The organism is Microbispora sp. NBC_01389, assembly GCF_045040095.1.
Taxonomy (GTDB): Bacteria; Actinomycetota; Actinomycetes; order Streptosporangiales; family Streptosporangiaceae; genus Microbispora.
On the sequence record NZ_CP109552.1, the window covers coordinates 6,467,954 to 6,480,000 of the forward strand.

10 protein-coding genes and 2 rRNA genes (1 of these 12 cut by a window edge) are annotated in these 12,047 nt (G+C 69.3%); 4 read left to right on the forward strand and 8 right to left on the reverse strand.

Features of this window, described 5'->3' with window-relative positions; genetic code table 11:
- Positions 1 to 94 precede the first annotated feature (94 nt).
- Positions 95 to 904 carry a TlyA family RNA methyltransferase gene (locus OG344_RS28540; protein WP_327046336.1) on the reverse strand — a complete coding sequence of 270 codons (810 nt, stop codon included), beginning with the start codon at positions 902 to 904 and terminating at the stop codon, positions 95 to 97.
- The gene (locus OG344_RS28545; protein ID WP_405085731.1) at positions 901 to 1,143 is read right to left on the reverse strand and encodes a hypothetical protein; all 243 of its coding nucleotides are present in this window, start codon (positions 1,141 to 1,143) and stop codon (positions 901 to 903) included. Before OG344_RS28545 ends, OG344_RS28540 begins: the two co-directional genes overlap by 4 nt.
- Before the next feature lie 265 nt (positions 1,144 to 1,408).
- On the opposite strand from OG344_RS28545, the gene OG344_RS28550 reads away from it, so the two are divergent.
- Positions 1,409 to 1,756: an SCP2 sterol-binding domain-containing protein gene (locus OG344_RS28550; RefSeq protein ID WP_405085732.1), complete on the forward strand. Its 348-nt coding sequence runs from the start codon at positions 1,409 to 1,411 to the stop codon at positions 1,754 to 1,756.
- Positions 1,757 to 1,878: 122 nt separating this feature from the next.
- Here the strand turns inward: OG344_RS28550 and OG344_RS28555 are convergent, their stop codons facing one another.
- Together OG344_RS28555 and OG344_RS28560 are read right to left on the reverse strand one after the other, a co-directional pair.
- Positions 1,879 to 2,913 carry an HAD-IIA family hydrolase gene (locus tag OG344_RS28555; RefSeq protein ID WP_405085733.1) on the reverse strand — a complete coding sequence of 345 codons (1,035 nt, stop codon included), beginning with the start codon at positions 2,911 to 2,913 and terminating at the stop codon, positions 1,879 to 1,881.
- A gap of 2 nt (positions 2,914 to 2,915) precedes the next feature.
- Entirely contained in the window at positions 2,916 to 3,254 is a 339-nt protein-coding gene (locus OG344_RS28560) for a tetratricopeptide repeat protein (RefSeq protein ID WP_327046340.1), read from the reverse strand.
- Positions 3,255 to 3,428: 174 nt separating this feature from the next.
- Between OG344_RS28560 and OG344_RS28565 the strand changes: the two genes are divergently transcribed.
- The gene (locus tag OG344_RS28565) at positions 3,429 to 4,655 is read left to right on the forward strand and encodes a DUF1015 family protein (protein ID WP_405085734.1); all 1,227 of its coding nucleotides are present in this window, start codon (positions 3,429 to 3,431) and stop codon (positions 4,653 to 4,655) included.
- On the opposite strand, the gene OG344_RS28570 is transcribed toward OG344_RS28565, so the two are convergent.
- A complete protein-coding gene (locus OG344_RS28570) occupies positions 4,630 to 5,094 on the reverse strand; it encodes a single-stranded DNA-binding protein (RefSeq protein WP_405085735.1) in 465 nt (154 codons plus the stop codon). The two genes, OG344_RS28565 and OG344_RS28570, sit on opposite strands and share 26 nt — an antisense overlap.
- Before the next feature lie 101 nt (positions 5,095 to 5,195).
- Here OG344_RS28570 and OG344_RS28575 point away from each other — a divergent pair, with 101 nt between their 5' ends.
- On the forward strand, positions 5,196 to 6,122 hold the full coding sequence (locus tag OG344_RS28575) for an MBL fold metallo-hydrolase (RefSeq protein WP_327046343.1): 927 nt from the start codon (positions 5,196 to 5,198) through the stop codon (positions 6,120 to 6,122).
- Positions 6,123 to 6,222: 100 nt separating this feature from the next.
- Here OG344_RS28575 and OG344_RS28580 read toward each other — a convergent pair whose 3' ends face one another.
- Positions 6,223 to 7,422 carry a hypothetical protein gene (locus tag OG344_RS28580; protein WP_405085736.1) on the reverse strand — a complete coding sequence of 400 codons (1,200 nt, stop codon included), beginning with the start codon at positions 7,420 to 7,422 and terminating at the stop codon, positions 6,223 to 6,225.
- Positions 7,423 to 8,409: 987 nt separating this feature from the next.
- Here OG344_RS28580 and OG344_RS28585 point away from each other — a divergent pair.
- Positions 8,410 to 8,973 (forward strand): hypothetical protein, encoded by a 564-nt coding sequence (locus tag OG344_RS28585; RefSeq protein ID WP_405085737.1) that lies wholly within the window; start codon positions 8,410 to 8,412, stop codon positions 8,971 to 8,973.
- Positions 8,974 to 9,566: 593 nt separating this feature from the next.
- Here the strand turns inward: OG344_RS28585 and rrf are convergent.
- Positions 9,567 to 9,683, reverse strand: a 5S ribosomal RNA gene (gene rrf / locus OG344_RS28590).
- Between the two features lie 88 nt (positions 9,684 to 9,771).
- Positions 9,772 to 12,047 (reverse strand): 23S ribosomal RNA (locus OG344_RS28595) (it continues 831 nt past the right edge of the window).

Consider the following 12,047-nt stretch of genomic DNA (forward strand, 5'->3'; position numbering starts at 1 on the left):
GTGCCGCCTGCTGTGCCGCTCACCGTGCTCGTCGTCTCCACGCCTCGCCGCCCGCGACCGATCCCCGGCCCGTGACCGCTCTCGCCGCCCGCGCTCACTGAGGCCCCTCCGCGACCGCCGCGCCGATGGCCGCGTCCAGGTCGGGGACCGGGTCGTGCCCCGGTCCCTTCCCCAGCCACAACAGGTATTCCACGTTGCCCGACGGCCCGGGCAGCGGGCTCGCCGTCACTCCCTTGACGGTCAGGCCCAGCGACCGGGCGCTGACCGCGACGTCCCGCACCGCCTCCGCGCGCAGAGCGGGGTCGCGTACGACGCCGCCCGCGCCCACGCGGTCCTTGCCCACCTCGAACTGGGGTTTGACCAGCATCGCGAAGTCCGCCACCCCGGCCGCGCACGCCGTCAGCGCGGGCAGGACCAGGCGAAGGGAGATGAAGGACAGGTCTCCGACGACCAGCGTCGGGGGCTCCCCGACCATCTCCGGGGTCAGATCCCGGACGTTGACCCGCTCCATCACCGTCACCCTCGGATCGGTCCGGAGCGACCAGGCGAGCTGGCCGTACCCCACGTCGACCGCGAGAACGTGCGCGGCGCCGTTCCTGAGCAGCACGTCGGTGAACCCACCGGTCGAGGCACCGGCGTCGAGGCACCGGCGCCCCTCGGCGCTCAGGCCCGCGAAGGCGCTCAGCGCGCCGAGCAGCTTGTGCGCCCCCCTGGACACGTAGTCCGGGCCCTCCGGCGTCTCGGCCACGACGATGGGCGCGGCAGTGTCCACCTGGGTGGCCGCCTTGCCCGCGACGCGGCCGCTGACACTCACCCGGCCCGCCTCGATGAGCTGCGCCGCCTGCTCACGGGACCGGGCGAGCCCGCGGCGCACGAGTTCGCTGTCCAGCCGGACGCGCTTCACCCGGTCTCCGCCGGCCGTCCACCGGGGCTCTCCACGCCGGAGTGCTCCCCGCCGGATTCTCCGCCGGAGTCCTCGACGGACGCGAGCACCGTCTCAAGGCCGGTGAGAACCCGTTCGAAGACTCCCACGTGCCCGGACACCGGCGTCTGCGCCAGCTCCCCGAGCGGCGACAACGCGGCCCGCACGCCGTCGGCGCCCGACGCGGGTGGCTCCCCCGGCGCGATATCGCTGTCGGTCATGGTCCCTTCCTGCTCCGGTCGGCTGCCCGTGACCGCCGCCTGCGGCTGCCGGGTCGTCCCGACGCTATCGGACGCCACCGGCGATCGCGCCGCATCCGGCCGTTCGACGGGGACCTCGCGGTGCCGCCGGCGGGCGACTCGGCCTCGATTCCGCGCGGGCGGCCGGTGAAAGGCCTACTGTCGGTGGTAGGGCGAATCGCATCAGCGACCCGTGGGCCGCGCGCGGCCCACCGGGAACACGGACCGTGAGGAGAAAGGCAGGCGCATGGCGACCGTCGAGGAATGCCGGGCGGCGCTGGACAAGCTCGTCGAGCAGTTCGACGGCATAAGCCGGGAGGACCGCGCCAAACACGTCGTCGAACGCAGGCTCGCCTGCCACATCTCCGACCTCGGCGTGACCTTCTTCGGCCGCATCCACCGCACCGGGCTCGACCCCTTCAAAGAGGTGCCGCCGGAGGACGGCAGGCCCGCCGAGGTCAAGCTCACCCTGAAGAGCGCGGACCTGATCTCCATGGTGAACGGCGAACTCGACATGGGCCGTGCGCTTTTCGGCGGCCGCGTCAAGATCGATGCCAGCCTCGGCGACCTTCTCCGTCTCCGCAAGCTCCTCTGACGCTCCCCGGCAGTCCTTTCCCTGACCCAGCGCTTTCCGGACTAACCGCATCCGGGCCGGCCCTGGCGGCATCCGGAACGTGGCCGGGCCGGCTCAGCCTTCTCGTACGGGACCTTCCGGGGTCACCGGCCGAGTGCCGTCAGCGCCGCCTTCACGGCGTCCTCGTCCGCCTGCCCGTCGCCCACCGCCTCCCAGGTGGCGGCGCACGCCGCCCGGAGGCCGTCGACGGAGTCGCCCCCTCCGGTGAGCGCGAGCTCGCCGTCCTCCCACGCGGCCGTCCAGCCACCGCAGGTCCACCCGGCCGTTCCGCGCCGCACGCCGGCCGCGGGCCGGTGCAGCCCCGACAGGTCGGCCGCGATGTGCGTCGGACGGTGGTGGGGCGCGGCGGTCAGCACGTCGAGAGGACCGGCGACGCCGGTGAGCACGAGCAGGCTGTCGACGCCGGCCCGGTTCGCGCCCTCGATGTCGGTGTCGAGCCGGTCGCCCACGACGAGCGGCCGCTCCGCCCGGGTCCGGATCATGGACTCGCGGTGCAGCGGCGGCTCCGGCTTGCCCGCCACGGCGGGTTCGACGCCGGTGGCGGTGGCGATCACCCGGCTCAGCGAGCCGTTGCCGGGAAGCGTGCCCCTGTCCGTGGGCATGGTGGTGTCGCGGTTGGCCGCGACGAACCAGGCTCCCCGGCCGACGGCGAGCGCTCCCTCCGCCAGCAACCCGTAGGACAGGTTGTCGGCGAAGCCCTGCACCACGGCGGCGGGCTCGTCGAGGGCCGTCGTCACCGGGCGCAGCCCGTGCTCGCGCAGCGCCATTCGCAGGCCCATCCCGCCGACGACCAGGACGGCCGCGCCCGCCGGCACGTGCTCCGCCACCAGCCGGGCGGCCGCCTGCGCGGACGTCACCACGTCCGCCGCGGTCGCGGGAGCGCCCAGATGGCTCAGGTGCTGGGCGATGGCGCCGGGCGTGCGCGACGCGTTGTTCGTCACGTACGCGAGCCGTACGCCGAGGTCCCGGGCCCTGCGCAACGCCTCCGGCGCACCGGGGACCGCGTGCCTGCCGAGGTAGACGACGCCGTCGAGGTCGAGCAGGAGCGTGTCGTAGGCGTCGACGAGCGCGCCGGGCGCCTGTGACGCGGGGGAAGACGCGGAGGAAGAGGTGCTCATCGTCATGCCCGCCTCGCCCGCAGGGTGGCCCGGACCTGCTTGAGCGCCGAGACGTAGTGGCGCAGAGGCCGCATCGCGACCGCCATCGCGAGCGGCTCATGCGCCGCCTCGATGTCACCGCTGCGCCACAGCGCCATGCCGAGACCGAAGTAGGCGTAGTCCTCCGTCGGGTTGGCGTCGACGATCCAGCGGAAGCTCCCGGCCGCCTCGTCGTACCTGCGGGAGTTGAACTGGGCCCTGGCGAGCGCCTCGCGGATGCTGCGCGAGCCGGGCTCGGCCTGGGCGGCGTGCTCCAGAATGGCCGCCGCGGCGGCCGGGCTCCCCTCTTCGAGCAGTTTCATGCCACGCCTGAACCACTCGTAGACGCCACCTGAAGGCGCACCGCCCGGATCATTCGAAGAAGCATAGGACTCGTTTCGTCCTTCGATCATCGGGTAAGCCTTCCTGCACTCCGTTTCGTATGAACCGGGCACCGCAGCGTCGAGGAGTCCGGGCCTTATGGCAACATGCCCGGTATGGAGAGTTCTGAACGGGCGGGACTGGTGCTGCGTCCGTTCCACGGCGTCCGTTACGCGGTGGACGACCCGGCCGCTGTCACCTCGCCTCCGTACGATCTCATCTCCCCTGAGGAACTGCGGGAACTGCTCGGTCGTCATCCCAACAACGTGGTGCGGCTGATCCTTCCCGGAGTCAGCCACTACGGCGAGGCGAGCGCGGCGCTGACCGCCTGGCTGGCCGACGGAGTGCTGACGGTCGACACCCTGCCCGGCCTGTACGTGTACGAGCAGAGCGGCGTCGGCTTCCTGCAGCGGGGCCTGATCGGGGCGGTGGGCGTCGGGTCGACGGCCGTCCTCCCGCACGAGAACGTGCTGCCCGAGCCGGTCGCCGACCGCCTCGCGCTGATGCGGGCGACCCAGGCCAACCTGGAGCCGATCTTCCTTCTCTACGAGGGTGGCGGCACCGCCTCCCGGCTGGTCGACGACGTGGCGACCCAGCGCTTCCCGTCCATGGACGTCCGGACGGGTGAGGGCGTGCACCACCGTCTGTGGGCGGTGACCGACCCGAACGAGATCGAGGCCGTCGCCGAGGACCTGCGCGAGCGCCAGGCGCTGATCGCCGACGGGCATCACCGTTACGCGACGTACGAGGCCCTGCGGAAGGATCACCTCGGGCCCGGCCCCTGGGACTACGGCCTGGCCTACCTGGTCGACTCCACGGTGTATCCGCCCGATCTGCAGGCCATCCACCGGGTTGTTCCGGGGCTGCCCCTGCAGGAGGCGGCCGCACGGGCCAAGGGCGCGTGGCAGGTCCACGAGTTCGCCTCCGTCGAGGACGCCCTGGCAGCGCTCACCAGGGCGGCCGGGCCCGCCTTCGTGCTCGCCGGCGAGGGCCCCGCCCATCTCCTGACGGACCCGGACCCGTTGCAGGTCGAGCACGCCATGCCGGCCGAGCACTCCGCGCGGTGGCGGACGCTCGACACCTCGGTGCTCACGATGTTCCTCCTGCCGAAGGTGTGGGGGATCACCGACAGTGAGCAGTCGGTGATGGTCGTTCACCACGACCCGCTCGCCGCCGTCGAGAAGGCCCGCCGTCTCGGCGGCACTGCGGTGCTGCTCAAGCCGCTGGCCACCGATGACGTGCTCACGGTCGCGGCGCAGGGCGAACGCGTGCCACGCAAGTCGACCTCGTTCGGCCCCAAGCCCCGGACGGGACTGGTCATGCGGAGTTTCGCCGCCGACTGATCCCATCGCCGTCCACCGGCTCGGGGCCGGGCGCTCCGGTCCCAGCGATGGGACCGTCAGGCTCGACGCCCGTGCCAGGATCGCGGGCCTCGGCCTCGGCGCGGGCCCTGCCCGTACGGGACCTGCTCCGCGGGGGCGCCTGCTGGAGGCGGCGTGCCGTCCGGACCTCGATCTCGTGGCGGCTGCCGCCACGCCACCAGCGGCGGCGCAGGGCGCCTTCCACCTCGACCAGATCATCGAGCTGCCAGCCCAGCACGGAGCCCCGCACTCCGTCGTCGAACGTCGCGCATTCGATCGCGTCGGAGCGCTGGAAGCCCGGCCTGCCACCCGGCCTGCGGACCGCGAGCCGCCATTGGGTCAGCAGGGCCCCGCTCGGCAGTTCCCGGTGCGCCGGCTCCATGGACAGCCGTCCGGCCAGGACCACCTCGTTGCGGTGCATGTGATCTCCTCTCTGTCAGGGATCACTGTGCGTGACTAGGCTGGGTCCTTGAGGACCTGAACGCCGTTCTGTGAATATCGGTTCTAGTTCCAGGGGTAGCTGTGGACAACGTCACTCCGCTCGGCGGCGAGGTGTACGAGATCGACACCCGCATGGCCGGCTATTCGGGCATCACGGCGGGTTACCTGATCCTCGGCGACCGGCCCTGCCTGGTCGAGACGGGCACGTCGACCTCGGCTCCGGTGGTCAGGGACGCGCTGTCCTCCCTCGGGGTCGGGCCGGACGACCTCGCGACCGTCGTCGTGACGCACATCCACCTCGACCACGCCGGTGGCGTGGGGGACATCGCGGCCTACTATCCCTCGGCCGAGATCGTCGTACACGAGAAGGGTGCCCGCCATCTCGCCGACCCGTCCCGGCTGATGGCGAGCGCCAGGATGGTGTGGGGCGACAAGCTCGACGTGCTGTTCGGCGCCCTGACGCCCACGGACGCGGCGCGCATCAGGGCGCTGGGCGACACCGGCACGATCGACCTCGGCGGCGGCCGCACCCTGTCCAGCCACTACTCTCCCGGCCACGCGAAACACCATGTCGGCCTGCTCGACTCGCTCACCGGCGACCTCTACGTGGGTGACGCCGCGGGCGTGTACCTGCCCGAGACCGGAGACCTGCGGCCCGCCACACCTCCGCCGGATTTCGACCTCGACGTCGCCCTCGGCTCAATCGCGTTGTTCGCCGCCCTCACGCCGCAGCGACTGCTGTTCAGTCACTACGGCCCCGTAGGGGACGTTCCGTCGATTCTGGAGAGATCGGCCGAGGAACTGCGCGTCTGGGTGGATCTGACCAGGCGCGCCCATGCCGAGGGCATGGAGTTCGACCACGCCGTGGCGATGGTGCGCGAACGGACGCGGGAGCGGTACGCCGCGCTCCGCGGCGACGACGCCACCGCCGAGCGGTTCGAGTTGCTGAGCGAGGCGGCCTCGAACGTGGCGGGAATCATCCACTGGCTGGACCGCCCGGCACGGTGAGCGACTGAGCGATGAGCGACTGAGCGATGAGCGGCCGAGCGCGCGAAGGGCGCCGCCGCCCGGGGCCGGACCCCGGCGACGACGCCCTTCGTACGGGCGATCAGCGCTTGCCGTGCTCTCCCGAGTCCTCCGGGTCGTCGAGCACGTCCCCGAAGTCGGGCTCGATGAAGGCGGGGCCGAAGGCGGACACCTCGCCCTTGCCGTCCTTCGCCGCGGACGGCTCGCCCGGCGCCGCTCCGCCCTGCACGCCCTGCCCCTGCCCGGCTGCCGGTACGGACGCCTCACTCGCGGTTGCGGCCTCCTCCGTGGTCGTTCCGGCCGCCGCGGGGGCCGTCGGGGCTGCCGCGGAAGAAGCGCCGTCGCCGGGAAGATCGGCGTCATGCCGGTCATCGCCCACGAAATCGCCGCTTACGAGATCGTCCGTCGCGCGGTCCCGCTCCGCGAGGTCGTCCTTCTCCGAGTCGTCCGCGGCGAGATCGTCGTCCGGAACGTCCTCGTCGGCGAGGTTCTCCGGAACGCTCGCCTCGTCGTCCTCGTCCTTGACCGCCTCCTGGATCTCCTCGCCCTCAGCGAGACCGCCGTACTCGCCGGACGCAGAGTCGTCAGACTCGGACTCGTCGGACTCGTCGGACTCGTCGGACTCGTCGGACTCGTCGGACTCGGACTCGGACTCGGACTCGGACTCGGACTCGGACTCGTCGTAGTCCTCCTCTAGGTCCTCGATGAGTCCCCCGGTCAGCTCCGCGTACCGCTCGGCCGCGTCGGTCTCGCCGTCCTCGTCGAAGCCCATCGCGCGGGCGAACCAGTCGGTAGCCGCCTGCTCGTGCCCGGCCTCCGCGAGGGCGTCGGCGTAGGCGAAGGCCAGCCGGGCCGACCACGGCTTCGGCTGCGGGTCGCGCAACTCCGGAACACGCTGCAGCGTGATCACGGCGGCGTCGTGCTGGCCGAGGTCGCGGCGCGCTCCCGACTCCACGATCGCGAGTTCGATCCTGCCCGCGCGGTCCAGCCGTTCGGCCTCACTGGAGCGAACGAGGTCCAGCGCCCGCTCCGGTCGCCCGAGACCCCGCTCACAGTCGGCCATGATCGGCAGATATTCGTCGGATCCGGTCATCCGCCGTGCGGCGCGCAGGTCACCGAGCGCCTCGGCGTACTGCCCCGCGTGGTAGGCGGCGATCCCCGTCGCCTCGCGGACGATCCCGATCCTGCCCGCGAACCGGCGGGCCACCTTGGCGTGCTCGTACGCCTTCTCGGGCTCCTCCGCGCTCAGCGCCCGGGCAGCCGCGACGAGGTGACTGGCCACGAGGTCCGCCAGGTCGTTCGGCAGTGAGCCGAGCTCCGCGCGTGCCTCCCGGTCGAGTTCGTCAGGCGTGATGTCCGGGTCCAGCGCGGGGAGCTGCTCATGCGTCGTGTTCTCCCTCGCATCCTCCGGCCGGCCATACCGGGAGCGGCTGCCGCCCTGGTCGTCCCTGTCGTCCCGGCTGAACGGCCGCGCGCCGCCCCGATCGCCGCCGGACGGCCGCGACTCGTCACGGTCCCTGCTGAAGGGGCGGGGGCCGCTCCGCTCGCCTCGGAACGGAGGCCGCGCCCGATCGCCTGAGGATCCGGAGGCGGAGCCCGGTCCGCGTCCGCGGAACGTCCGACCGCCCTCCTCACGGTCACGGCCGGGGCGCCTGTCGTCGCGATCCCTGAAGGACCCCGTGTTCCTGTCGTCCGCCGAGCGGCGCGGCCGGTCGCCGAAGGAGTCGCGGTCGCGGTACCGGGGCTCGTCGCCGCCATCCGGCCGGCTCCCGTACGGACGCCTCGGCCCATCCTGGCCGCCGGCGTCGCCCCGGTCCCCGAAAGAGCGCCGGGGGCGGTCATCGCCGTACGGACGTCGAGGGCGGTCATCCCCGTAGGGACGCCGAGGCCCATCCGGCCGCTGGTAGCCGCCCGCGCCTCTGTCCTCGCGCCCGCCCTGACGGCTCTCCTGACTGCTGTCCCGGCGACCCTCCTGGCGACTGTTGTCGCGCTCCTGGTCGGAACGGCGCGGCGGCCGGGCGTCGTATCCGCCCCGCTCGTCGCGATCGCGGCGAGGTGCGAACGGGCGGTCTCCACGGTTGTCCCGGTTCTCGGAGGAGTCACGATCGCGGAAGCCGTAGCGTCCCCCGAAGCCACCGCCCTGACGCTGCGGACGGTCCTGGTAACCCCCACCGCCCTGACGCTGCGGACGGTCCTGGTAACCCCCACCGCCCTGACGCTGCGGACGGTCCTGGTAACCCCCGCCACCCTCATGCCGGGGACGGTCCTGGTGACCTCCACCGCCCTGACGCTGCGGACGGTCCTGGTAACCTCCACCGCCCTGACGCTGCGGACGGTCCTGGTAACCCCCACCCGCGCGCTGGTCGGGACGGCGTTCTCCGTAAGGCCTGCTGCCGCGGTCATCCGAGCGGAACGGCCGGCCGCCCCGTTCGTCACGCTCCCGGGCGCCGTACCCGCCTCGGGCGTCGCCACGATCGCCGTACGGGCGTCTCGGCCGGTCCGCACCGAAGGAGTCCCGGTCCTGGTAGGCACGGCCGCCCTGACGCCCCTCGGAGCCCTCGGTCCGGCGAGTGTCCTCTCCGCCCTGCCCTGCCCGGTCGCGCCCGAAACCACGGCCGCCATCGCGATCGCGGTAGCCGCCGCGGTCTGTGCCACGGCCTCCAGCGCCGGTGCTGGAGGGGCGACGATCGCGGTCGTTTCTGTCGTCTCGGTCGCGGTAGCCGCCGCTCCTGTCGCGGTCACCGGAGGAACCACCAGCCCGGTCATCCCGGCCACGCGACTCGAACCGCCCACCGGACGGCCTGTCCTGGGGGCGGTATCCCTGCCTGTCTGAACGGAACGGGCGGTCGCCGCGGGCGCCGCGCTCTCCGCGGTCAGTTCGGTCGGTGCGACCCTCACGGTCGTTGCGGTCGTTGCGGAAGCCTTCTCGCCGCTCCGCGGAGCGGCCACCGGACCCTCCGCTTCCCCTGTCGCCGCGGAAACCTCCGGTGCGCTCCGCCCCGTCTTTGTTCTCTTCGCGGTTGTCTCCGCCACGGCCCGCGCCGTCGCGCCCGTCTTCTCTGTTCACTTCTGTCCTCTGTTGCTTGCTCACCGCGTCCGGTTCGCCGGCCGCAGGGCTCCTGTCTTCCCTTGTGTCCTGACTGACTTCTGGGGCTTCGTCCTGTACCCGAGGAGTTCCAGGGAAGACGTCATGTCTGTCGCGACTCCGCTGAGACCGCGTTCCGCCGCAGCCTTGGGTTCTCGTTCTACGCGACGAAGGCCACCGCGTGGTGGGTGGCCCGGCACCTGTCAGCCTAGCGCGCCGGTGCCACCGGGTGAGCCCCGCCAGGGGCTTTCCTCATCCGGGATGATCTCGGCTGGTGAGGATCCGAGTTCGGGAAACAAAAAAGGGGGCCATCCCAACGGGATGGCCCCCCTCAAAAGATTGTCCGGCGGCGTCCTACTCTCCCACACCGTCCCCGGTGCAGTACCATCGGCGCTGGCGGGCTTAACTTCCGGGTTCGGAATGTAACCGGGTGTTTCCCCACCGCTATAACCGCCGTAACCCCATGAAACACACAACCACACCACACACCCGAAAGGTGTGTACCGGTTGCTGTCTCTGAGATCACATAGTGAACGCGAGCATAATATGGTCAAGTCCTCGGCCTATTAGTACCGGTCAGCTCCACGCATTACTACGCTTCCACTTCCGGCCTATCAACCCCATCGTCTATAGGGGGCCTTACCCACTCTCGTGGTGGGAGACCTCATCTTGAGGCGAGCTTCCCGCTTAGATGCTTTCAGCGGTTATCCCTACCGAACGTAGCCAACCAGCCGTGCTCCTGGCGGAACAACTGGCACACCAGAGGTTCGTCCGTCCCGGTCCTCTCGTACTAGGGACAGCCCCTCGCAAGTCTCCTGCGCGCGCAGCGGATAGGGACCGAACTGTCTCGCGACGTTCTAAACCCAGCTCGCGTACCGCTTTAATGGGCGAACAGCCCAACCCTTGGGACCTACTCCAGCCCCAGGATGCGACGAGCCGACATCGAGGTGCCAAACCATCCCGTCGATATGGACTCTTGGGGAAGATCAGCCTGTTATCCCCGGGGTACCTTTTAGCCGTTGAGCGACACCGCTTCCACACGCCGATGCCGGATCACTAGTCCCAGCTTTCGCTCCTGCTCGACCCGTCAGTCTCACAGTCAAGCTCCCTTGTGCACTTACACTCGACACCTGATTGCCAACCAGGCTGAGGGAACCTTTGGGCGCCTCCGTTACCTTTTAGGAGGCAACCGCCCCAGTTAAACTACCCACCAGACACTGTCCCCCACCCGGATACACGGGCGCGGGTTAGACGTCCAAAACGACCAGAGTGGTATTTCACCAATGACTCCACGATAACTAGCGTCACCGCTTCACAGTCTCCCACCTATCCTACACAAGACGCTCCAAACGCCAATGTCAAGCTGTAGTGAAGGTCCCGGGGTCTTTCCGTCCTGCTGCGCGAAACGAGCATCTTTACTCGTACTGCAATTTCACCGGGCCTGTGGTTGAGACAGCGGGGAAGTCGTTACGCCATTCGTGCAGGTCGGAACTTACCCGACAAGGAATTTCGCTACCTTAGGATGGTTATAGTTACCACCGCCGTTTACCGGCGCTTAAGTTCTCACCTTCGCACCCCAAAAGGTGCTAAGCGGTCCCCTTAACGTTCCGGCACCGGGCAGGCGTCAGTCCGTATACATCGTCTTACGACTTCGCACGGACCTGTGTTTTTAGTAAACAGTCGCTTCCCCCTGGCCACTGCGACCCCCACCAGCTCAAGAAGCAAGTTCCATCACCAGTAAAGGTCCCCCTTCTCCCGAAGTTACGGGGGCAATTTGCCGAGTTCCTTAACCACAGTTCACCCGACCGCCTTGGTATTCTCTACCTGACCACCTGAGTCGGTTTAGGGTACGGGCCGCTACGACACTCACTAGAGGCTTTTCTCGGCAGCATAGGATCACCCACTTCGCCACAATCGGCTCGGCATCACACCTCAGGATTAATGAGAGACGGATTTGCCTATCTCTCTCCCTACATGCTTACCCCGGGACAACCACCGCCCGGGCTGGGCTACCTTCCTGCGTCACCCCATCGCTTACCTACTACCAGATCAGGCCAGGCGTTCACCCTGACGCCGGCTCCGAAGAGCCAACCGGCTTAAGGACCCTTAGTATCCCCGGATTCGATATGGGCGCATCACAGCGGGTACGGGAATATCAACCCGTTGTCCATCGACTACGCCTGTCGGCCTCGCCTTAGGTCCCGACTTACCCTGGGCGGACGAACCTGCCCCAGGAACCCTTGGTCATTCGGCGCAGAAGATTCTCACTTCTGACTCGCTACTCATGCCTGCATTCTCACTCGTACGACCTCCACCACACGATCACTCGGCAGCTTCACCGGCTCGCACGACGCTCCCCTACCCACCACCAGCAAACGCTGACAGTGCCACGACTTCGGCGGTGTACTTGAGCCCCGCTACATTGTCGGCGCAGAATCACTTGACCAGTGAGCTATTACGCACTCTTTCAAGGGTGGCTGCTTCTAAGCCAACCTCCTGGTTGTCACTGCGACTCCACATCCTTTCCCACTTAGCACACGCTTAGGGGCCTTAGTCGGTGATCTGGGCTGTTTCCCTCTCGACCACGGAGCTTATCCCCCGCAGTCTCACTGCCACGCTCCACTTACCGGCATTCGAAGTTTGGCTGACGTCAGTAACCTTGTCGGGCCCATCAGCCAACCAGAGCCCTACCTCCGGCAAGCACCACGTAACGCTGCACCTAAATGCATTTCGGGGAGAACCAGCTATCACGGAGTTTGATTGGCCTTTCACCCCTACACACAGGTCATCCCCCAGGTTTTCAACCCTGGTGGGTTCGGTCC